The 21,312-nt window shown below is 59.3% G+C and carries 18 protein-coding genes; 9 read left to right on the top strand and 9 right to left on the bottom strand.

The features are described 5' to 3' along the window. Positions 1–2 precede the first annotated feature (2 nt). On the top strand, positions 3–368 hold the full coding sequence (locus CLM58_RS16585; RefSeq protein ID WP_095596964.1) for a cupin domain-containing protein: 366 nt from the start codon (positions 3–5) through the stop codon (positions 366–368). Here the strand turns inward: CLM58_RS16585 and CLM58_RS16580 are convergent, their stop codons facing one another. Beyond that, positions 369–1,352 (bottom strand): LysR substrate-binding domain-containing protein, encoded by a 984-nt coding sequence (locus CLM58_RS16580; RefSeq protein WP_095596963.1) that lies wholly within the window; start codon positions 1,350–1,352, stop codon positions 369–371. 137 nt (positions 1,353–1,489) lie between these two features. Here CLM58_RS16580 and CLM58_RS16575 point away from each other — a divergent pair, with 137 nt between their 5' ends. The 8 genes from CLM58_RS16575 (at position 1,490) to CLM58_RS16540 (ending at position 11,993) form a co-directional block, all read left to right on the top strand. Next, complete coding sequence (locus CLM58_RS16575) at positions 1,490–2,761, top strand: ABC transporter substrate-binding protein (protein WP_198950970.1); 1,272 nt, start codon at positions 1,490–1,492, stop codon at positions 2,759–2,761. Between the two features lie 63 nt (positions 2,762–2,824). Further along, positions 2,825–3,703, top strand: coding sequence for a branched-chain amino acid ABC transporter permease (locus CLM58_RS16570; protein WP_095596962.1), 879 nt, complete (start codon positions 2,825–2,827; stop codon positions 3,701–3,703). A 3-nt stretch (positions 3,704–3,706) separates the two neighbouring features. Next, a complete protein-coding gene (locus tag CLM58_RS16565) occupies positions 3,707–6,232 on the top strand; it encodes a branched-chain amino acid ABC transporter ATP-binding protein/permease (protein WP_095596961.1) in 2,526 nt (841 codons plus the stop codon). Continuing rightward, positions 6,195–7,709 (top strand): aldehyde dehydrogenase family protein, encoded by a 1,515-nt coding sequence (locus tag CLM58_RS16560; RefSeq protein WP_198950969.1) that lies wholly within the window; start codon positions 6,195–6,197, stop codon positions 7,707–7,709. The genes CLM58_RS16565 and CLM58_RS16560 overlap by 38 nt, the downstream gene beginning before the upstream one ends. A 43-nt stretch (positions 7,710–7,752) precedes the next feature. After that, positions 7,753–8,448, top strand: a complete 696-nt coding sequence (locus tag CLM58_RS16555; protein WP_095596960.1) for an SDR family oxidoreductase — start codon at positions 7,753–7,755, stop codon at positions 8,446–8,448. A 54-nt stretch (positions 8,449–8,502) separates the two neighbouring features. After that, a complete protein-coding gene (locus CLM58_RS16550) occupies positions 8,503–9,087 on the top strand; it encodes a hypothetical protein (RefSeq protein ID WP_158221938.1) in 585 nt (194 codons plus the stop codon). Positions 9,088–9,144: 57 nt separating this feature from the next. Further along, positions 9,145–9,747, top strand: a complete 603-nt coding sequence (locus tag CLM58_RS16545; RefSeq protein WP_095596958.1) for a glutathione S-transferase — start codon at positions 9,145–9,147, stop codon at positions 9,745–9,747. A 671-nt stretch (positions 9,748–10,418) separates the two neighbouring features. Beyond that, positions 10,419–11,993: a cryptochrome/photolyase family protein gene (locus tag CLM58_RS16540; RefSeq protein WP_095596957.1), complete on the top strand. Its 1,575-nt coding sequence runs from the start codon at positions 10,419–10,421 to the stop codon at positions 11,991–11,993. Here CLM58_RS16540 and CLM58_RS16535 read toward each other — a convergent pair. From CLM58_RS16535 to CLM58_RS16500, 8 genes are all read right to left on the bottom strand, one after another. Further along, complete coding sequence (locus CLM58_RS16535; protein ID WP_095596956.1) at positions 11,964–13,820, bottom strand: SLC13 family permease; 1,857 nt, start codon at positions 13,818–13,820, stop codon at positions 11,964–11,966. The two genes, CLM58_RS16540 and CLM58_RS16535, sit on opposite strands and share 30 nt — an antisense overlap. Before the next feature lie 219 nt (positions 13,821–14,039). Continuing rightward, positions 14,040–14,492: a CoxG family protein gene (locus CLM58_RS16530; protein ID WP_095596955.1), complete on the bottom strand. Its 453-nt coding sequence runs from the start codon at positions 14,490–14,492 to the stop codon at positions 14,040–14,042. A gap of 110 nt (positions 14,493–14,602) precedes the next feature. After that, a complete protein-coding gene (locus CLM58_RS16525; protein WP_095596954.1) occupies positions 14,603–15,409 on the bottom strand; it encodes an XdhC family protein in 807 nt (268 codons plus the stop codon). Beyond that, entirely contained in the window at positions 15,406–16,593 is a 1,188-nt protein-coding gene (locus CLM58_RS16520; RefSeq protein WP_095596953.1) for a vWA domain-containing protein, read from the bottom strand. The genes CLM58_RS16525 and CLM58_RS16520 overlap by 4 nt, the downstream gene beginning before the upstream one ends. After that, positions 16,590–17,465, bottom strand: a complete 876-nt coding sequence (locus CLM58_RS16515) for an AAA family ATPase (protein ID WP_095596952.1) — start codon at positions 17,463–17,465, stop codon at positions 16,590–16,592. The genes CLM58_RS16520 and CLM58_RS16515 overlap by 4 nt, the downstream gene beginning before the upstream one ends. A 56-nt stretch (positions 17,466–17,521) precedes the next feature. After that, on the bottom strand, positions 17,522–19,936 hold the full coding sequence (locus CLM58_RS16510) for an aerobic carbon-monoxide dehydrogenase large subunit (RefSeq protein WP_095596951.1): 2,415 nt from the start codon (positions 19,934–19,936) through the stop codon (positions 17,522–17,524). After that, positions 19,933–20,427, bottom strand: a complete 495-nt coding sequence (locus CLM58_RS16505) for a (2Fe-2S)-binding protein (RefSeq protein WP_095596950.1) — start codon at positions 20,425–20,427, stop codon at positions 19,933–19,935. Before CLM58_RS16505 ends, CLM58_RS16510 begins: the two co-directional genes overlap by 4 nt. 11 nt (positions 20,428–20,438) lie before the next feature. Then, positions 20,439–21,293 carry an FAD binding domain-containing protein gene (locus tag CLM58_RS16500; RefSeq protein WP_095596949.1) on the bottom strand — a complete coding sequence of 285 codons (855 nt, stop codon included), beginning with the start codon at positions 21,291–21,293 and terminating at the stop codon, positions 20,439–20,441. Positions 21,294–21,312 lie beyond the last annotated feature (19 nt).

Below are 21,312 nucleotides of genomic sequence, written 5' to 3'. Positions count from 1 at the left end.
TCATGACCGAACGCAAAAGCGTCATCCGCAACATCGCCGAAGAACCCTGGCAGCAATATCCCGGCCATTTCGGTTCGGCGCTATCCAAGGCGCTGGTCGCACCCGAAACGACCGGATCGCAGCTGATGGACTACCGGATTTCGACCTATCAGCCGATGGCCTACGTCGAACGCCACGTGCACGAGGTGCAGGAACAAGTTTACCACATCCTCGATGGCGAAGGATTGATGGAAATCGGCGATGAAACCCGTGTTGTACGCAAGAACGACGTGATCTTCATTGCGCCGGGCACCTGGCATTCGATCCAGAACAGCGGTCTGGGCGACCTGACTTTCATCGTGGTCACTACGCCGGTGACCGACGGCTGATTATTCGGCCGGTTCCGTCGCCGGGGCTGTTTGCTCGGCGGCGGCTTCTCCGGGGCGGGGGAAGAACCCTTCGACGCCAGCGCCCGCGACCAGTTCATCCACCACGGTGCGCAATTCACCAGCGACCACGGTCGCCGCTGAACTCAGAGATTCCGGTGGCAGTGAATACAGATAGTTCGACCGGCGCAGCTTTGCATCTTCGAACCGCAGACAGCGAAATTTGTGGCCTCGGTCGTTTTCCTGCAGGATCGCCCCCATCGGTTTAATCGTCGCACCGATATGGTCGTTGACGCTGCGCATCACCAACGACAGGGAATCGATCTCGGCTACTACTTTCGGGCTTAGCGCGCGGGCTTCGAATTCGACCTCAATCCGGCGACGCAACCCATGTGTCGATGTAGGTAGGATCAGCGGCAGTTCCGCCGCTTCGGCCATGGTGACCGTCTTGCGCCCAGGCAGGTGATCACTGTCATCGGCCAAGATCAGGAACAGCTCTTCGACCAGCAACGGTTCAATCGCCAGGTCCGACGCTAAGTCGCGTGAAAAAAGTACGGCAAGGTCCAACTGGTTTTGTCGAATGAGATGTTCAAGATGGCCGCTCATGGCTTCGACAACGTTGATCGAGACCTTGGGAAAACGCTCGCGCACGCGCCGGACAAGCTCCAGACCGATTGCCGCTACCGTTGTCGCGGGCAGCCCTATCGATACAACCCCGTTGATATTGCCGTCTTCTGACCGAGCGATGGTCATCGCTTGGTCGATTTGACGCAAAATCAACCGAGCGTGATGATACAGGGCCTGGCCCGCCTCATTTGGTGTCACCCCTTTGGAAGACCGTACTAGAAGTGGCTTTCCAACCTCTTCTTCAAGCTTGGCCAATTGCTGGCTCAGCGCCGGTTGGGCAACATGAAGCATATGGGACGCTTTTGATAAGCTTCCCTCTTCGACGATGCGAACGTAGTAGCGTAGTTGCCTGATATCCATGCGAAACCATAGCGCCCGAGCGTGCTATAAGTCCACCTTATGCCCCGTTTAATAATCGGTATTTTTCCAGATTTCAGCCGCTTGTTAATTTCTGCGTGCATGAGGCCGCTTGAAGGCCTCTGGCAAGGGAGGATGATATGAAATTCCAGAAAAATAAATACACTTCCGGCGTGAACGGCGGAATGTCGCGCCGTTCGGCACTGAAACTCAGCGCCGGGGCTGCAGCTGCGACGATGATCGGGGCACCCGCGCTCGTGCGTGCGCAGACCGGCCCGATCCGCATCGGCAACCTGACGCCAATGACCGGATTCCTGGGGACACTGGGTGTTTTCGCGTCTAAGGGCGCACAGCTTGCGGCGGCGGAAATCAATGCCGCTGGCGGTGTCAACGGCCGCATGATCGAAATGATGAGCGAGGATTCGATCAACCCCGAAAACGGCGCCACCAAGGCGCAACGGATGCTGGAACGCGACGGCGTGGATCTGATTCTGGGTGAAATCAGTTCTGCCACTGCGCTGGCGATTTCCGAAGTTGCCACCCGCAACGAGAAACTGTTTATGGCGGTGGGGCCGCGTTCGGACGTCCTGCGCGGTGGACGGTGTTCGCCCTACATGTTCTGCACCGATATTCCGAACACGGTTATGGTCAACGCGGTCGGCACCGCGATGAAGAACCAGGGCATGGTCGACGGCAAGAAATTCTTCACGCTGACCGCCGACTACGTGTTCGGTCACGACCTGCTGAAGGCCGCGAAGAACTTCTTCGACGCCAACAATGCCGAGCTGATCGGGGATGAACTGGTCGCCACCGATGTGACCGACTTTAGTTCGTTTATCCTGAAGATCCGTCAGGCCAAGCCGGACGTTCTTGCACTGAACCTGGCCGGGAATCAGGTCACCAACTTCGTCAAGCAATATGCCGAATTCGGTGCACCCTTCCCGATGATCGGGTTCAACCTGAACACTGCGGATGCATGGGCTGCAGGTGTCGGCAACCTGTCGGGCACCTGGCCGACCCCGTGGCTGGACACCGTCGATACCGACGCCACCCGCGGCTATGTCGAACGGTTCCGGGCGGCCTATGACGGCCAGACCCCGGAAAACCATTCGTGGATTTCCTACAACGCGGTCAAGATCGTCGCTCAGGCCATCGCCGAAACCGGCACTGCCGAAACCCCGGCGCTGATCGAATACCTCGAATCCGGGGCTGAATTCGACCTGATGAAGCACCGCAAGGGCTATTTCCGAGCCGACGATCATCAGCTGATCCAGGAAGCGTTCTCCTTCTCGATGAAGCCGGACGGGAGTTATGACGACGTGCTAAACATGTTGGACCTCGGTCCTGCCGTTCCTGGCGAAGGTCAGCCGCTCGAAGCGATCTTCCCGTCGGGCAGCGAATGCACGCTGTGAGGCAATAACAATAAAGCGCGGCCGGAATGTCCGGCCGCGACACTCATCTGACGGTATATCGACATGGAAATCGTATTTCTGTTTGAACAGGTCGTGAACGGCCTCGTTCTTGGCGGCTATTACCTGCTTATTGCGCTTGGACTGTCGCTGATCTTCAGCGTCGGCGGTATCGTGAACCTTTCACACGGCGCTTTCTACGCATTGGGTGCCTATTTCTTCGTACAAATGGTGGACACGCTGGGCTTTGGCGCCGCAGTGGTGATTTCGCCTATCATCGTCGCGTTCATCGGCATCGCCTTCGAACGTTTCGTGCTGCGCCAGTTCTATCGTGAAGACCCGATCCTCAGCCTGCTGGTGACCTTCGGCCTGGCTCTGGTGATGGAACAGGCGATCCGGATGATCTGGGGCGCGGCGCCGCTTCCCGCCTCACTGCCGCAGGCGATCCGCGGCCCGATCTTTGTCGGCGACATGATCTTTTCGAAATACCGCCTGTTGATGCTGGTTGTCATCGCGGTCGTGCTGGCCGGGATCTGGATACTGCTCAACAAGACCTCCTTCGGACGCGTCGTTCGCGCCGGTATTCAAAACCCCGACATGGTCGCGGCGCTTGGCATCCGGCTGCAGCCCTACATGACCGCCGTGGTGATGCTGGGCGTCGGTTTGGCCGCGCTAGGTGGCGCGATGTTCGCGCCGATCACCACGGTTCACCCGGCGATGGGGTCGGAAATCCTGACTATCGCCTTTGTCGTCGTCATCATTGGTGGATTGGGCAGCTTCTGGGGCGTTGTCGCTGCGGCATTGCTGGTGGGCGTCGTGCGCGGCGCGACCGTGCATTTCGTTCCCGCCGCCTCTGAGGCGTCGATGTACGTGCTGATGTTCCTTGTCCTACTGCTGCGCCCGCGCGGTCTGCTGGGCGAGTCGATTGAAAAATTCGAGAGCTGATCGATGAAAAACAAGCTTCAAATCCTGCTGACCTCGGGTCTTTTTTTGCTGGCGCTGCCCTTCATAATGCCGCTTTTCGGCCAGACCGCGTCGACCGCGACCCAGATCGTCGTCCTGATGCTGGCTGCTCTCGGTCTTAACTTGATGATCGGCTACACGGGCCTTGTGTCCTTCGGCCACGCGGCCTGGTTTGGCATTGCGGCCTATGCCGCAGCGCTGTCGCAGAAACATATCTTCCACGGGCAGATCATCCTGCCGATCCTGTTCGGCGTGATCCTCGTGGGCGTGCTGGCCTTCTGCATCGGTGCGCTGATGCTGCGCCGGCGGGGGGTCTATTTCGCGCTGATGACGCTGGCCTTGTCGGCGCTGACCTTCTCCATCGCTTTCCGCTGGACGGCCGTCACGGGCGGCGAAGACGGGCTGGGCGGGTTCGACCGGTCGACCTTGCTGCCGATCGATCTGTCCAACAACCTGACCTACTACTATTTCGTCGCGGCCATCGGAATGGGGGTTTTGTACTTCCTCGTCCGCGTTGTGCGGTCCCCCTTTGGCCACGTTTTGGTGGCGATCCGCGAAAACCAAGAACGCGCCGAATTCCAGGGCTATGACGTCAACCGCTACAAACTGGGCGTCTTCACCCTGTCGGCGATGGTCACCGGCCTAGGCGGTATCCTTGCCGGGTTCCAACACTACATCGTGACCGCAGAAAGCACGGCGATTGAATTTTCCGGTGAAATTCTGGCCATGGTGGTCATCGGCGGCATGCATGGGTCGATCCTCGGTCCGGCTGTGGGCGTTCTGTTCTTCGTGCTGTTCCGCGAAGTTCTGTCGGGGATGACGTCGGACTGGCTATTCTGGTTCGGGCTGATCTTTGTCGCCTTCGTTATGTACCTGCCCGGCGGCATCATCGGCATTGTTGACAAGATTCGCCGCAAGCTGAACCCGCCGCCCGAAGAAGGCGCGGCGATGTCCAACCGCAAGATCTATGAAGGTCTGGAACTGCCCGAACGTCTGCGCCCTGAAGCTCTGGATATCGGCACCGTGCTGGAAGCCACCAGCGTGTCGAAGAATTTCGGCGGCATCCAGGCGGTGCGCGACGCGGACCTGAAAGTGTCGCGTGGCGAAATCCACGCGCTGATCGGTCCGAACGGCGCAGGCAAAACCACCTTCTTCAACCTGATTTCGGGCAAGTACACCCCGAGCGGCGGGACAGTTAAACTGATGGGCGAAGAAATTCAGTCGCTGTCCCCCGCCCAGATCGCCCAGTCGGGACTGGCACGGTCATTCCAGATCACCAGCGTCTTCGACGGAATTTCGATCGAAGAAAACCTGCGCCTGTCAGTTCAGGCCAAGCACGGTTCTCGGTATAATTTCTGGCGGGATATCGACAGTTTTGACGATATCAATTCCGAAACCGCCGAGCTAATTCGGTTCCTCGGGCTGGAAGGGATCGAAGCGACGCTCGGCGCAGACCTGTCCTATGGTGGCCAACGTCTGGTCGATCTGGGCATCGCATTGGCCACGGGTCCCAAGATGCTGCTGTTGGACGAACCGCTGGCCGGTCTGGCGGCGGCGGAACGCGAACGGGTGTCGAACCTAATCAAGTCGGTGGCCGAACATGTCCCGGTGCTGATCGTCGAACACGACATCGACCGGATCCTCGGCTTCTCGGACACGGTCACCGTGATGAACGATGGCGCGGTCCTGCTGGAGGGCAAACCGGAAACAATCCGCAATGACCAGAAGGTTCAGGAAATCTATACGGGTACTGGCACCCCGGCGGTGGAAGGTCGCCGCGCCAAGGCGGAGGGTGATGGTAAAACCGTTCTTAAGGTCGAAAACCTGCACACCTATTACGGTAAGAGCCACATCCTGAACGGTGCGGCGCTGGAAATCCGAGAAGGTGAAATCGTGGCGCTTCTGGGCCGCAACGGGGCCGGAAAATCGACCTTTATGAAATCGATCTCGGGCCTTGTTACGCCGCGCGACGGGTCGGCGCAGTTCGACGGTGTCGAATTGGTCGGCATGTCAGCGCCCGATATTGCGCGGGCCGGGATCGGTTACGTGCCGCAGGGGCGCGGGCTTTTTTCCGGCATGACCGTGCGCGACAACCTCGAACTGGGCCGTCTGGCCCGTCCGACGGGGCAGGGTGGTACCTATTGGACCGAGGAACGGATTTTCGAGTTCTTCCCGCGTCTGAAGGAACGGATCACCAGCCATGCCGATTTCCTATCGGGCGGCGAACAGCAGATGCTGGCCATTGCCCGCGCGCTTTCGGCGGATGTGAAACTGCTGCTGCTGGACGAACCCTTCGAAGGGCTGGCACCCGCGGTGATCGAGGACCTATTTCGAGTTCTCGACAAGCTCAGGTCCGAAGTGCCGGTGCTGATAGTGGAACACAACCTCGATCTCGTGCTGGCGCTTTCCGACAGGATCTACGCGATGGAACACGGTGCCGTGTTCCATGAAGGAGAGGCGGCAGACCTGCTGCATGACCTTGACTACCGAAAAGAAATTCTGTGGCTCTGAAAAAGAGAAGGATTGTTTTGCGATGGATGTACAGGCGATGACTACGAAGGGGCTCTTGCAGAATGGTCTCACCTTGCTATCTGGGGGGAGATGGATCGAAGGCGAGGGGGGGAAATCCGTCGTTCTCGATAAATTCCGGCTGGAACCCATTGCCGAGGCGCGCGGCGCCACCCCGCAACAGGTCGCAGCGATGATCGACGCCGCGCATGCGGCGTTCAAAGCAGGCGCTCCGTCTCCCTATGAACGCGGCGCGATCCTCGACCGCGCGGCGCGGATCATCGAGGAAAAGGCCGAAGAGGTCGCAAGGGTTGTGCAGGCGGAATCTGGTTTCACAGCGAACGATGCGCACGGCGAAGTATCGCGCTGTATTCAGACGATGAAACTGTCGGCGGAAGAAGCCCGCCGTCTGCGCGGCGAGGTGGTGCCGCTTTCAGGTGCGCCGGGACAGGACGGGCGGGTGGCCTTTACCATGCGCGTTCCCCTGGGTGTGGTTCTGGCCATCACCCCGTTCAATTCACCGCTCAACACTGTGGCGCACAAGCTTGCCCCGGCTTTCGCCGCTGGAAACGCTGTGATTGCCAAGCCGTCCAGCGCCACGCCTATGACCACCGTCAAGCTGGCCGAGATCCTGATCGAGGCGGGTATGCCCGCGGGCTTCCTGTCGGTCCTTTTGGGAGGCGGCGCGATTGCACAGGCGGCAATCGAAGACGAACGGGTGCGGTTTATCGCTTTCACCGGGTCGACCGGCGTGGGGCGCAAGATCCAGCAGGCCGCAGGGTTGCGTCGCACCCAGATGGAGCTGGGATCGATCGCATTCACGGTGGTTTGCGACGATGCAGATTTTAATCTCGCGCTGCCCAAGATCGTCGGCGCGTCCTATCGCAAGGCGGGGCAGGTTTGCACCTCGGTGCAGATGGCGCTGATCCATGCGTCGCGCTTCGACGAAGCCGCGGAAAAGTTGGCCGAGCGGGTGCGTGCGGTGCCCTATGGTGATCCCGCCAATCCCGACACCTATACCGGCCCGCTGATCAACGAAGATGAAGCCAAGCGGGTTGCGGACTGGATCGATGAGGCCATCGCAATGGGCGCGGCCCGGCTGGTCGGCGGCCCGCGCGAAGGCGCGGTGGTGCCGCCGACGCTGCTGACCAACGTGACGCCCGAGATGAAGGTATGCAGCGAGGAAATCTTTGGCCCGGTGCTCTGCCTGCAGCCCTTTGAAACAGAGGAAGAAGCCATCGAACGGGTCAATTCTACTCCCTTCGGGCTGGCAACCGGCGTGTTCACCAACAGCCTGGACCGCGCCTTTGGTTTCGCGCGCAAACTGGAAGTGGGTGGCGTGCATATCAACGAAACCTCCAGTTCGCGCGTCGACCTGATGCCCTATGGTGGGTCCAAGGATAGCGGGTTCGGGCGCGAGGGACCGTATTACGCGGTGCATGAGATGACTGAGGACAGGATCATCACCTTCACCGCCTGAGCGGGACCTGTGATGCAACCAATGGAATAAGAAGGAAAATGACATGACCAGTAAATCAGCCATCGTCTTCGGCGGCTCGCGCGGGATCGGCGCCGCCATCGTGAAAGCACTTTCCGAAGACGGCTATGCCGTGACCCTGACCTATACCCGTAGTGCCCCGTCGGACCTGCCCGAGGGCGTCACCGCGGTGCAGGCAGATATCCGCGAACCCGCGCAGGTAGCGGCAGTGTTCGACAAAGCGGGAGAGGTGTCCTGTGTGGTGGCCAATGCCGGCATCAACGTGCCGCCGGCACCCATAGCGGATTTCCCTCTCGAGCGGTTCCGCGATCTGGTGGAGGTCAATATCGTCGGTGCCTTCAATGTGTTGCACGAAGCGGCAGCGCGGGTGGCTGATGGCGGCACGATCATCGGGTTGACCACTTCGATGGTGCGGGTAGCCATCCCCGGAGTTGGTCCTTATTCAGCGACCAAGGGGGCAGTGGAATGCCTTCTGCGCTCAATGTCGAAGGAACTTGCCCCGCGCGGCATCCGCGTCAATGGCGTGGCACCGGGTCCTGTAGACACCGATCTGTTCCGTTCTGGCAAGGACGAGGCGGCGATCCAGCGGTCTGCGGCGATCAGCCCGTTCAACCGGGTCGGCCAGCCGGAGGAAGTTGCCGAGGTGGTGCGCTTTTTGGTTTCCGATCGCGCCTCTTGGGTGCATGGCCAAATCGTTCAGCCGAATGGCGGCATGGTGTAACGGAAACATCATGGCAGGACTGAACAACCAACCACTGTGACCCGATGTGTAAACTTGATCGAACGACTTGGGACGTCACCGTCGTTGGCGGTGGCAATGCGGCGCTTTGCGCCGCAATCGAGGCTGCGGAAGCCGGGTGCAAGGCGCTATGCCCACCAAGCGGTTTTTTTGGGCTTCGTCCTGTGTTTCATGTCGACGGTATCGGGGACTGTCATGCACTATCAGTTCAACCTGCAGGCGCCTTACGATTTCGTCTCGTTGCCAAAGCTGCTCGGCGTCCCGGGAGGAATTCTGTTGACCTTCGGCGCGGGCGCCCTTGCCTATCTCAAGACCCGGGCCGAGAAATATCTGGGCAATGCCCGGGTCAGAGGGGGAGAAATGGCTTTCGTGCTGATCTTCGGCTTGGCAGGGTTAGCGGGGCTGGTTCTTTATGCCGCAACCGGAAAAGGCGCAGTTGGCCTGCTACTGGCGGTCCATCTTGGCACCGTGTTGGCTCTATTTTTAACTTTGCCCTATTCGAAACTCGTTCACGGCTTTTATCGTTTCGCTGCCCTTTTACGGGATGCCCAGACGAATCGAATTAGATACACGTTGACAATAGTTGTGACTCATGAACCGAAACAAAAAATTGCCCCTTGAAGCCCCATGTTCGGCCCCGTCGGCTACATTCCGGATTGAGACTTTCAGGAGCCCTGAATGAAGCTTTTTCACACGCCCGCTTCGCCCTATGGTCGGAAAGTCATGGTCGCCGCACTGGAGACCGGACAAACGATCGAAGTGCTGTCCTGCGCCCCAAGCCCTGTCAACCGAGATCAGTCGATTGTTTCCTTTAATCCGACCGGCAAGGTGCCCACAGCCATTCTGGAGGACGGGTCCGCGCTTTACGACAGCCGTGTAATTACCCGCTGGCTGGACACACAACATAAAGGGCCGAAACTTTATCCTAACGAACCGGACCTCTGGACTGTTCTACGCCGTGAGGCGCTTGCTGAGGGGCTAATAGACGCGGCGCTTCTTATTCGGTACGAAACAGCAAGTCGGCCGCCGAACCTCGTCTGGTCTGAATGGCTGCAAGGGCAGATGGACAAGATTGGCAGTTCGTTGGAGCAAATGGAGCGCGAAGCAACAGAGTTCGGCGGTGTCGACGCTGCGCTGATCGCCACTGCGTGTGCATTATCTTATCTTGAATTCCGCATACCCAAATATCAGTGGCGCGAAAGTCACCCCAAACTGCAGCGCTGGTTTGCAGAATTTTCCAAACGACCGTCGATGCAGCAAACCCACCCACGTAACTTATGAGAGTGGCCCGACTGAAATTGGCAATGGACTAGTCAGACGACGCTGGCTCAAGTGAGAACAGGGGCCCGAATCCGCATGACCAACCGTGTACCTCCCGACGTTAAGTAAAACTGCCGCTTCCCGGTGGCTTAGAAACATTTGGCCATTGTTCCCACCTTTATAGCGACGCTTGACTTCGACATAGAGCGCCGTCGGGCTATGTTCATCGTTACCCATTCTTCAGATGCTTGTGCCATTCGGGAAGCTGGACATGACGCTCAGCCCCCTTTTTCCATGCCGGTAGAGTTTACCCATTTCGCTTGGCTCCTTAGAAAAGCTCAGCAATCACGCGGGCGCTAGGCCCGGCAATTCCGCGCTTGGATTGCAGTCTGCGGGTTTGCAGGTCACGCGGGTTAGAGTGGTGGTAGCGCTTGCCCATCGCACACTTCATCGCTCGAGCGGGGTATGGGAATAGTTTGGAACTAATAATGGCACTTGTTGGGCGCGCCATTTCTCTCTTAAATCGTAAATAAGACTATTTCTTAGGTCGGACGATCTAGGTCGTTGGCCTTTACGTTCTCGTTTTCTGCCCAGTAAACAACATCAAAGCTGTCTGGCTGGCATCAAGCCAGAGCCGCAATTCCTGGCAGGGACACCTAGAATTCGTTTTGGCGACAGCTACTTGTCCACTGATGGATATTTCAGCGGCACCACATACCCCCAAGGTCATTCTGCTTTTGGCAGACCAACTGTCATTGGACATGAGCTCACTTCGGCAGGCGAACAAGACATCCGACCTGATCCTGATGGCAGAGGTCGCGGATGAGGCCAGCTATGTGCCCCATCACAAGAAGAAAATCGCCTTTCTGTTTTCCGCGATGCGCCACTTTGCGCAGCAGCTTGAAGCGGCGGGGTGGAAGGTTCGTTATGTCAGGCTGGATGATCCGCAGAACTCTGGCTCACTTGTTGGGGAGCTCGACCGCGCATGCAGGGATTGCTCGGCCGGGCGGGCCATCGTGACCGAGCCCGGGGAATACCGCCTGAAGGCAGCCTTCCAAAGCTTGGCGGTCGGCGCCGGTTATTCGCTGACGATGCTGGACGATGACCGCTTCCTTGCCAGTCATGAAGAGTTTCAAGCTTGGGCCAGTGACCGAAAGCAATTGCGGATGGAGTATTTTTACCGCGAGATGCGCCGGAAAACCGGGTTGTTGATGGCGGGGAACAAGCCGGAAGGCGGGAAATGGAATTTCGATGCTGAAAACCGGAAGCCTGCCAAAAGTGACTTGTTCATGCCGCGCCCGCAACGCACCGCACCTGATGAGATCACACAAGAGGTGCTGGACTTGGTGGAAACCCGCTTTGGCACCAATTTCGGCAAGTTGACCCCGTTCTGGTACGCGGTCACGCGGGCGGGCGCGCTGGAGGCTTTGGAGCATTTCGTCAGCACCGCCTTGCCCCAGTTCGGCGACTTTCAGGACGCGATGTTAGAGGGGGAGTGCTTCCTTTATCATTCGGTCCTTGCCCAATACATCAATTGTGGGCTGCTGCGCCCTCTTGAGGTCTGTCGCCGGGTCGAGCGGGCGTATTATGACGGCCATGCGCCGTTGAATGCTGTCGAAGGATACATTCGCCAGATCATCGGCTGGCGCGAGTTCGTGCGCGGGATCTATTGGCTGAAGATGCCCGGTTACACGTCAGAGAACTTCTTTGGCGCGGACCGTCCACTGCCAGAGTTCTACTGGACCGCCGACACGGATATGGCCTGCATGGCCGCCGCGATCGGGCAGACCCGGGATGAAGCATACGCCCATCATATCCAACGCCTGATGGTCACGGGCAACTTCGCGATGCTAGCTGGCGTCGATCCGCATGAGGTGCATGAATGGTATCTTGCGGTCTATGCGGATGCCTATGAGTGGGTCGAGGCGCCGAATGTGATCGGTATGAGCCAATTTGCGGATGGCGGGTTGCTTGGGTCTAAACCCTATGCGGCTAGCGGGAACTACATCAACAAGATGTCGGATCACTGTGGAGGCTGTCGTTATGACGTCAAGCAGAAGACAGGGCCAGACGCGTGCCCGTTCAACCCGCTTTATTGGGATTTTCTTGTCCGCAACGAGGACAAGCTGCGCGGGAACGCTCGGCTTGGTCAGGTCTATCGGACGTGGGACAAAATGGCGGAGGAGAAGAAGACCGCATATTTGCAAAGCGCAGCAGCGGTTCTGGCGGCGCTGGGCTTAGAAAACGATGTTCATCATGGTCAGTGAAACGACCAGGAACAGCACGGTCATGATGCCGCCGCTCTTGACGAAATCCGTCACCTTATAGCCCGCTGGGCCCATGATAAGGGCATTCACCTGATGCGTCGGTATCAGGAAGGAATTCGAGGTGGAGATTGCCACTGTCAGCGCAAAGACCGCCGGGTCGCCGCCTGCGGCCACGGCGATGGACACCGCCAAGGGCACCAGAAGAACCGTGGCACCAACATTCGACATCACAAGTGTGAAGGCCGTCGCCAGAACCGCCACGCCTGCTTGCAGTCCCCAAATCGGCCAGCCATCCAGCAAGTTGAGGATCTCTTGCGCGATCCATCCCGCCGTTCCGGTGTTCTGAACCGCCTGTCCAAGCGGGATCAGGCTGGCCAGGAGGAAAACCGTTGGCCAGCTGACCGCCTCATAGGCTTCGTCGATGCGCAGAACATTGGTCGCGATCATGCCGCCCGCGCCGACCAAAAGCGCAAGCGACAGGCGGAGATCGGTGAATAGGATCAGGGAAACGGACAGGGCGAAGAACAAAAGCGCCCAAAGCACTTTGTTCGGGCGCATTTCTTCCATCGGGAAGTCACTGGTCACCACCACAAAGTCGCGATCCCGGGTCAGCCGTGCCAAGCTGTCCCATGCGGTGAAGGCGACAAGCGTGTCGCCAGCGCGAAGGGGCTCGGCGCTGATGTTTGTGGCCTCGTGTTCTTCGGTCTCGACAAGGCTTAACGTCTCGCCGCCGCGGTGAATGGCCAGCAGTCCAAGGCCGTAGGTCTTGCGCATCAAGACATCGCGGGCAGATTTTCCGATCAGGTCGCTGTCGGGCGGAATAACCACTTCGGCAACACCGGCAACGGTTGGGGCATAGGCCTCGGCAAAGATGTCGAGCTCTGGCAGGACCTCAAGCCCATAGGCGAAGGCGATATCTTCGATCACCTTCCGTCGACCCATGATGGCCAGCCGACAGGGATCCTCGACCTTGGTGGACAAGAGGGGTGTGAACCAGCGTTGGCCACGATGGTAGGACCCAACAATGTAAAGGTTATGGGCCAACATGATATCGGCAAAAGTCTGGCCCCGCAGAAGCGAGCCTTCGGGGACCACGACCTCGACCAGATCGGATTTCAAGCCATAGATCTTCTTGAGGTATTCGCGAACGGACTGGCCGCTGCTGCCTTCATCCTTTGTGCCGCGATCAGGCAGGACCCAACGCCCCAGTAGCATGAAGTAGAGAATACCAGTGGCAACAAGGCTCAGCCCAACCGGGGTCACCGAGAACAGCGAAAACGGCTGCATCTTCTCGCTTGCGGGCAACATTTGGTTCGAAGTGATCAGCAGGTCGTTCAACAGGATCAGGGGCGAGGACCCCACCAAGGTTATGGTGCCCCCCAGAATTGCGCAGAAACCCATCGGCATCAGCAGGCGGCTGAGCGGCAATTCCGTGCGTGTCGAGATGCGGCTGACCACGGGCAAAAACAGGGCCGCGGCCCCGACATTCTGCATGAAGCTGGAGATCACGCCGACTGTACCTGAGATGATGGGTATGATCCGCGCTTCGGTTTTGCCACCGTATTTCAGGATGACCGCAGCGACCTGACTCATCAGACCGGTGCGATCCAACCCGGCGCCAATGATCATCACTGCGATGATGGAAATCACCGCATTAGAGCTGAAACCTTCGAAAAGACGCGTTGGGTCGGCCAGATTTTCCAGACCCGGCACCTGCGAAAGAACGCCAAGTGCGATCATGATCAGGAGGGCAGAGAAATCTATTCGGAAGATCTCGGTTATGAACATCAGAACCGTGACGCCCAGTATGGCTAGGACGACCATCATCTCGACTGTAAGAACGATTTCCACCCAGCGTGCACTCCTCTTCCTTACCTTCTTACTATATGAGCTTGATTTGTCGACAAAATCACGCGTTGCCTGTGGCGAAGGTACCGGTTTCGCCCTGGTCGGAATATCAAAAGAGGTTCGACAAAAACAAACGATGGCGCGAACGGGGCGCGCCATCGTGACAGATCTTAATGGGGTAAGATTGGCGGTCGCGCGTCAGGAGACGCTTTCTTCAGAGACCACGGTTGCGAAGGACTTGAAGAACTTCGCGGCCAGTTTCTTGGCCGTGCTTTGGATCAAGCGGCTGCCAAGCTGGGCAAGTTTCCCGCCGATTACGGCTTTCGCCTCGTAGCGCAAGATGGTTTCGTCACCATCAGCGGTCAGGGTAACGTCTGCGCCGCCTTTTGCGTGTCCAGCCGCACCGCCGTTGCCTTGGCCCGACAGCGAAAACGCGTCCGGGGCGCCTTCGGTGTTCAGTTCAACGTCGCCGCTGAACTTTGCTTTGACTGGGCCGACCTTCAGCACGACTTTTGCTTCCAGCTGGGTGTCGGAATGCTTGATCAACTCTTCGCATCCGGGGATGCACTGTTTCAGCACCTCTGGGTCGTTCAGGGCCGCATAGACAACGTCTTTGGGCGCGTTGATCCGGATTTCATCTGCCAATTCCATGGCTCTTCCTTTCGATATTCAGCAACAGGGAAACTTGATTGTGGCCAGAATTTCGGCCTGCTCGGACGACAGCCCGTAGCGCCGTTTCAGACGTGTGAGAAGCTTGCGCATCACGATGTCCTTTCTTCTGGGGGTGTGTCGGTACCGCGTTCGATCTTTTGACGGCGAAGCTGGATCAGCTCGCCCAGGATCGAAAGGGCAATTTCTTCGGGGGTCACGGCGCCGATGTTCAGGCCAGCGGGGGCCGAGACCTTAGCGATTTGTTCGTCAGAGGCCCCAGCCGCAGAGAGTTTTTGCGACAGGGCCGCGAATTTCTTCTGGCTGCCGACGAAGGCGATATAAGAGGTATCGGTCTTCATGGCCGACTGCAGCGCATCCAGATCGCCTGCGCCTTGGGTCGCGACGACGACGGCGCGCATCTTGGCTGTCAACGCGGCGGGATCGACGCTGCGGTCCACCGACCAATGGAACTGCGGGGCCAGTTGGGCCAGCGCCTCTGCCACCGGGGATTGGCCCAGAACGACAAGCTGCGGCATGGGCAGGCAGGGTTCGATAAAGATGTCGACCGTTCCGCGCGACGGGCATCCGTTTCGCGAATAGGTGACGCCATCGACCACTGTTCCCGGGCTGACGCCGAGTTCGCTCAGCAACTCTTCCGGCGCGACGGATATCAGCTGCGGCGCACCGCTTTCGATGGCCAGGAGGGCGGCCCGTTTGACGGCACCGCGGGTGCAGCCGCCGCCCAGAAATCCGCGAAGGAAGTTCCCATCGGCCCCGATGATCGCCTTGGCGCCGGGCTTGGCGGCAGTCGTTCCGGCGGTGCGCACGATGGTGGCAAAGGCGAAGGGCTCTTCCCTGTCGCGCAGGGTCTGCGCCGTTTCGGCCAGATCGGGGGGCATGAGTTCAGCAGGTGTCATAGTGTGACCAACTCTTTCTCCAGCGCGGCAAGGTCGTCCAGCGTATTTGCGGCTGCAAACCGGTCAAGATGGGGCAGGGCGGCGGCCATGCCTGCGGCAACCGGCGCATAGTCGCGCCAGCCCTTCAGCGGGTTCAGCCAGATGATCCGGCAGCCGCGTTTGCGCAGTTTGGCCATCGCCTTGTCCAGCGTTTCCGGCGACGAGGTGTCATAGCCATCCGACAGGATCATAACGACCGAGCGCCCATCGACGAAGCGTTTCGCATATGTATCGGCAAAGCGTTCAAGGCTTTCCCCGATTTTGGATCCGCCGCCAAACCCGTCGGCCATCAAAGACATCCGGCCTATCGCGCGCATCGCGTCCTTGTCGCGCAGCGCCTCGGTGATGCGGACAAGGCGGGTGTGAAACAGGTAGGCGTCTGCAGTCGGATCGCCGCGCATCAGTCCGGCCAGAAAGGCCAGAAAGACCTGCGCGTAGACGCTCATGGATCCGGACACGTCACACAGGGCGACGATCTTGCGACTGCGATCGGGGCGTTTCTTTTGCACAAGCCGGATCGGCTCTCCCCCGGTGGCCAGGCTTTTGCGAATGGTTTTGCGAAAGTGCAGCCGGTCCCCAGAGCGCGCCGCGATCCGGCGGCGAGAGCGCCGATCCCGAAGGGCCTGACCCAAGCGGCGTGCGACCTGTTCGGCTTCGGCAATCTCTTCGGGGCGGACCAGATCGCGCAGGTCGCGACGAGACAGATTGCGGACCTCGGTCGCGATCAGTTTACCTTCGCCGTCGCTTTCGGCCTCTCCCTGACCGCCATCTGGCGCAGTGGACTGACCAGCGCCGCTGCCATCCTGTCCCATCGCATCGCGGGAAGAGTGAACGCTGTCGTCCCCTATTTGAGGAGCCGAGAGTTTGGGGATCACTTTCTGCCGAACCCGTCCGGCATCCATCCAATAGCTGTCGAAAAGCGCATCAAACCGCAGCGCTTCGTCCTTGCAGCCGGTGCAAACGGCCTTGAGCGCGCGTCGCGCCTCTTCTGGTTTCGCGGCCTCGACAAAGGTCAGCGAGGTCAGGGCCGCGTCGGTCTCTTGCACCCCAAGGCGCCACCCGTTTTCGCGCAAGTGGGACAGAAAACCGGCCATGCGTGCGGTGGCTCCGGGGTCTCTGCCAGCGAAACGGGTGACGCGTGTCATGCAGCCTTCCCCGCGATGCGCTGGGCTACTTCGGTCGTGATATGAGCGCGGTCGCTTTGAGTTTTCAGAAGGGTGGTAAGCGTGGCTTGCAGGGCCGCGGGATCAGCGGTCAGATCGGCAATTCCCAGCCCCATGATGGCTGCTGCGAAATCAAGCGTTTCGGCAATACCGGGAACTTTTTCCAGCTCTTCTTTACGTAGGTTTTGGACAAATCCGATGATCTGCGCGGCCAATGTGCTTTCGATCCCGGCGCAACGCGCGTTCAGGATCGCCAGTTCGGTCTCGCGGTCGGGGTAGTCGACATAGGCAAACAGGCAGCGCCGGCGCAGGGCGTCTGACAAGTCGCGCGTTCCGTTCGAGGTCAGGATCACGATGGGTTTCGTGGTGGCAGAGATCGTGCCCAGTTCGGGAATGGTGATCTGATAGTCTGCAAGGATTTCCAGAAGGAAGGCCTCGAACTCTTCATCCGCCCGGTCGATCTCGTCGATCAGCAGGACAGGGGGCTTCGATTGTGTGATCGCGGCCAGTAGAGGGCGTTCCAGCAGGTAATCGCGAGAAAAGATACGGTCTTCGACCGCTTTGCCGGTCTCGCCAGCCTCGGACGCGGCGCGGATCGCCAGCAATTGCCGCTGGTAGTTCCATTCATAGATCGCCTGAGCGGCGTCCAGCCCTTCATAGCATTGAAGGCGGATCAGCTTGGTGTCGCGGGCCGCTGCCAGAACGCGCGCGACTTCGGTTTTACCGACGCCAGCAGCCCCTTCCAGCAGCAAAGGGCGCTCTAGCGACAATGCCAGATGCAGCGCAACGGCAAGGTCGTCCGGGGCGACATAGTTCTGGGCCGCCAGATCCGTTTGTAATTCGTTCCAGGTCATTGGTGCCTCGGGTTAGTCGTGGCGCGCGCAGGAAACCTCCTGCGCGCGCCGCGTGATCAGCCGTGCAGGCCCAGATCGTTGGCGGTCTTCCAGATCCGCCAGTGATCGTGGGGCATATGCGTGTGACGCAGGCCAAAGGCGCGGAACGCGTCGTTCACCGCATTCGAGAAGCACGGAACACCGCCAACATGGGGGCTTTCGCCGACACCCTTGGCCCCGATCGGATGATGCGGGCTTGGGGTGACCGTGTGGTCGGTCTCGTAATTTGGAACTTCCCACGCGGTTGGTAGGAAGAAGTCCATCAACGTCCCGGTCTTCACGTTGCCCATGTCATCATAGGCGATTTCCTGACCCAAGGCGACGGCAAGTGCCTCTGTCAGACCACCGTGAACCTGACCCTCGATGATCATCGGGTTGATCCGGGTTCCGCAGTCATCCAGCGCATAGAAGCGGCGGATGTCGGTTTCGCCCGTGTCAACGTCGATATCCATGACGCAGATATAGGCCCCGAACGGGTAGGTCATGTTGGGCGGATCATAGTAGCTGACCGCTTCCAGACCGGGCTCGATGCCGGGGATTGCCTGATTGTAGGCGGCGAAGGCGATTTCCTTCATCGTCTTGAACTTCTCAGGCGCGCCTTTGACCACAAAACGATCCACGTCGAATTCGACGTCGTCGTCGTGGACCTCTAGCAGGTAAGCCGCGATCATCTGCGCCTTGGCGCGGATTTTGCGACCTGCCATGGCGGTTGCCGCCCCGGCGACCGGGGTCGAGCGCGAGCCATAGGTGCCCAGACCGTAAGGGGCGGTGTCAGTGTCGCCTTCCTCGATCGTGATGCTGTCGGCTGGCAGGCCAATCTCGGTGGCAAGGATCTGTGCGAAGGTTGTCGCGTGACCCTGACCCTGAGAGATCGTACCAAGCCGCGCGATGGCAGAGCCGGTCGGGTGGATGCGGATTTCACAGCTGTCGAACATGCCAAGGCCAAGAATATCGCAGTTCTTGACCGGGCCCGCGCCGACGATTTCGGTGAAATGCGTCAGACCGATCCCCATCAGCTTGCGTGTCTTGCCAGCTTTGAAGTCCTCGACCCGCTGTGCCTGCTCGGCGCGCAGACCGTCATAGTCCACGGCCTTCAGGGCCTTGTCCCAAGCGGTATGGTAGTCGCCCGAGTCATATTCCCAGCCCAATGCAGACTGATACGGGAACTGGTCTTTGCGGATGAAGTTGATCCGGCGCAGCTCTGCCGCGTCCATGTTCAACTCGATCGCCAGAACCTCGATCATGCGCTCGATGAAATACGCGGCCTCGGTTACCCGGAACGAGCAACGGTAGGACACGCCACCCGGCGCCTTGTTGGTGTAGACACCATCCACCGCCAGATAGGCAGTCGGGATGTCATAAGAGCCGGTGCAGATGTTCATGAAGCCCGCCGGGAATTTGGTCGGGTCAGCACAGGCGTCAAAGCCACCGTGGTCCGCCGTGGTGTGGCACCACAGGCCGGTGATCTTGCCCTCTTTCGTGGCGCTGATCTTGCCCTTCATCCAATAGTCGCGGGCGAAGGCGGTGGTCATCAGGTTTTCCATCCGATCCTCGACCCATTTCACCGGAACCCCGGTGACAATCGAGGCGACGACCGAGCAGACATAACCCGGATAAGCGCCAACCTTGTTGCCGAAGCCACCACCGATATCGGGCGAGATCACACGGATGTTGTGCTCTTCAATCCCCGAGATCAGGCTGACAACGGTCCGGATTGCGTGCGGTGCCTGGAAGGTGCCGTGCAGGGTCAGCTTGCCGTTGACCTTGTCCATCGACGCCACACAGCCGCAGGTTTCCAGCGGGCAGGGATGGGTGCGGTGGTAATAGACCATCTCTTCGGCGACCACGTCGGCCTCATCCAGCACCTGTTCGGTAGCGTCTTTCTCGCCAACTTCCCAAGTGAAGATGTGGTTGTGGTGCTTGCGAGGGCCATGCGCGCCATCAGCGGTCGGGTCCAGATCTTCGCGCAGAACCACATCGGATTCCAGCGCGGCGAACGGATCGGTCAGAACCGGCAGTTCTTCGTACTCGACCTCGACCAGTTCCACCGCGTCGGCTGCGATGTAGCGGTCTTTGGCGACGACAAAGGCGACCTCTTGGCCTTGGAACAGCACTTTGCCGTCAGCCAAGACCATTTGCTTGTCGCCTGCCAGCGTGGGCATCCAGTGCAATCCAAGCGGGGCCAGATCAGCGGCGGTCAGAACGGCGATCACGCCATCCAGAGCCATGGCCGCGTCGGTGTTGATCGACACAACACGCGCGTGGGCATAGGGCGAGCGCACGAAATCGCCGTGCAGCATGCCCGGCAACTTGATGTCATCGACATAGTTGCCCTTGCCTTGGGTGAAACGGGCATCTTCTACGCGCTTGCGCTTACAGCCCATGCCGCCCAATGCGTCGGTGCGTTCCTCGCGGGAAAGTTCCTTGTTCATTCTGCGGCCTCCTTTGCAGCATTCATCTCGGCCGCAGCGGCGAGGATGGATTTCACGATGTTCTGGTAGCCGGTGCAGCGGCAGATGTTCCCAGCCATACCAAAGCGTACTTCCTGCTCTGTTGGGTTGGGGTTCTCTTCTAGCAGCTTAGAGGCACGGGTGATCATGCCCGGCGTACAAAAGCCGCACTGAAGACCGTGATGCTCTTTGAAGGACTCTTGCAGAACATGCAGGTTGTCCGGGTTTCCAAGGCCCTCGATCGTGGTGATCTCGGCGCCATCGGCCTGAGCCACGAACACGGTGCAGGACTTCACGGATTTGCCGTTCAGAGTGACCGTGCAGGCCCCGCAGTGCGAGGTTTCGCACCCGATGTGAGGGCCGGTCTTGCCAAGACGCTCGCGCAGGGTGTGGATCAGCAGTTCACGCGGTTCTGCGAGAAACTCCTGTTCTTCGCCGTTGACGGTAAGTTTGAAAACTTTCTTGTTAGACATTGTGTTCTCCCTCAGGTCCGCGACCAAGCATTGGTGATCGCGCGGCGCAGGATGGTCGAGGCCGCGTGGCGTTTGAATTCGATCGGACCCCGGTTGTCTTGCGTCGGGTCGATGTCGCCCAGCATGGCGTCGATCGCAGCCGAGACGGCCGCGTCATCCAGGGATGTGCCGACCAGCGCAGCACCGGCTGCTTCTGAATAGATCGGCGTATCGCTCAGGTTCGTCATGGCGATCGAAGCAGAGGTACAGGTGTCCCCGTCTTTCACCAAAAGCACAGCGGCAGCCGCGGTGGCATAGTCACCGATCTTCCGCTTCTGCTTTTCATAGGCGTAGCCGCCAACGGTCGACGAGAACGAGACCGCAGTCAGGACCTCATCGTCGTCGCGATCCGTCATATAGGCCGCTTCATAGAAGTCGCGTGCTGCGACCTCGCGTTCGCCATCGGGACCGACCAGATGGAACGTCGCATCAAGGCACTGCATCAGGCCAGGCATGTCGTTGCCCGGGTCCCCGTTGGCGACATTACCACCAACTGTGCCCATGTAACGGACCTGTGGGTCTGCAATCTGCAGGGCAGCTTCGCGCATGATTGGTGCCGCTGCGACCAGTTGGTCATCATTGATGATCTCGTTCTGCGTGGTCATCGCGCCGATACGGACGGTGTTGCCATCGACCGAAATGCCACGCAGTCCTTCGACGTCTTGCAGATCGATCAGGTGTGGCACCTCGGCCATACGCAGTTTCATCATCGGTATAAGGCTGTGTCCGCCCGCCAAAACGCGCGCATCATCACCATGTTCCACCAATACGGATAGAACCCCCGCCATGTCCTTTGGACGATAGTATTCAAAGGCCGCTGGAATCATTGCCTCTCCTCCCTTGTGC

Origin of the sequence: Actibacterium pelagium (assembly GCF_002285415.1) — a bacterium.
In the GTDB taxonomy this organism is placed as follows: domain Bacteria; phylum Pseudomonadota; class Alphaproteobacteria; order Rhodobacterales; family Rhodobacteraceae; genus Actibacterium_B; species Actibacterium_B pelagium.
The sequence above is the reverse complement of the archived record's forward strand: the minus strand, read 5'-3'. Positions and strand labels throughout refer to the sequence as shown.

What these genes read in the sequence shown, in the direction of transcription:
- CLM58_RS16555 (WP_095596960.1), top strand. Translation starts at nt 7,753, where the DNA reads ATGACCAGTAAATCAGCCATCGTCTTCGGCGGCTCGCGCGGGATCGGC.
- CLM58_RS16565 (WP_095596961.1), top strand. Translation starts at nt 3,707, where the DNA reads ATGAAAAACAAGCTTCAAATCCTGCTGACCTCGGGTCTTTTTTTGCTG.
- CLM58_RS16510 (WP_095596951.1), bottom strand. Translation starts at nt 19,936, where the DNA reads ATGAACAAGGAACTTTCCCGCGAGGAACGCACCGACGCATTGGGCGGC.
- CLM58_RS16570 (WP_095596962.1), top strand. Translation starts at nt 2,825, where the DNA reads ATGGAAATCGTATTTCTGTTTGAACAGGTCGTGAACGGCCTCGTTCTT.
- CLM58_RS16580 (WP_095596963.1), bottom strand. Translation starts at nt 1,352, where the DNA reads ATGGATATCAGGCAACTACGCTACTACGTTCGCATCGTCGAAGAGGGA.
- CLM58_RS16585 (WP_095596964.1), top strand. Translation starts at nt 3, where the DNA reads ATGACCGAACGCAAAAGCGTCATCCGCAACATCGCCGAAGAACCCTGG.
- CLM58_RS16515 (WP_095596952.1), bottom strand. Translation starts at nt 17,465, where the DNA reads ATGACCTGGAACGAATTACAAACGGATCTGGCGGCCCAGAACTATGTC.
- CLM58_RS16530 (WP_095596955.1), bottom strand. Translation starts at nt 14,492, where the DNA reads ATGGAATTGGCAGATGAAATCCGGATCAACGCGCCCAAAGACGTTGTC.
- CLM58_RS16520 (WP_095596953.1), bottom strand. Translation starts at nt 16,593, where the DNA reads ATGACACGCGTCACCCGTTTCGCTGGCAGAGACCCCGGAGCCACCGCA.
- CLM58_RS16545 (WP_095596958.1), top strand. Translation starts at nt 9,145, where the DNA reads ATGAAGCTTTTTCACACGCCCGCTTCGCCCTATGGTCGGAAAGTCATG.
- CLM58_RS16525 (WP_095596954.1), bottom strand. Translation starts at nt 15,409, where the DNA reads ATGACACCTGCTGAACTCATGCCCCCCGATCTGGCCGAAACGGCGCAG.
- CLM58_RS16535 (WP_095596956.1), bottom strand. Translation starts at nt 13,820, where the DNA reads ATGATGGTCGTCCTAGCCATACTGGGCGTCACGGTTCTGATGTTCATA.
- CLM58_RS16505 (WP_095596950.1), bottom strand. Translation starts at nt 20,427, where the DNA reads ATGTCTAACAAGAAAGTTTTCAAACTTACCGTCAACGGCGAAGAACAG.
- CLM58_RS16575 (WP_198950970.1), top strand. Translation starts at nt 1,490, where the DNA reads ATGAAATTCCAGAAAAATAAATACACTTCCGGCGTGAACGGCGGAATG.
- CLM58_RS16560 (WP_198950969.1), top strand. Translation starts at nt 6,195, where the DNA reads ATGACCTTGACTACCGAAAAGAAATTCTGTGGCTCTGAAAAAGAGAAG.
- CLM58_RS16540 (WP_095596957.1), top strand. Translation starts at nt 10,419, where the DNA reads ATGGATATTTCAGCGGCACCACATACCCCCAAGGTCATTCTGCTTTTG.
- CLM58_RS16500 (WP_095596949.1), bottom strand. Translation starts at nt 21,293, where the DNA reads ATGATTCCAGCGGCCTTTGAATACTATCGTCCAAAGGACATGGCGGGG.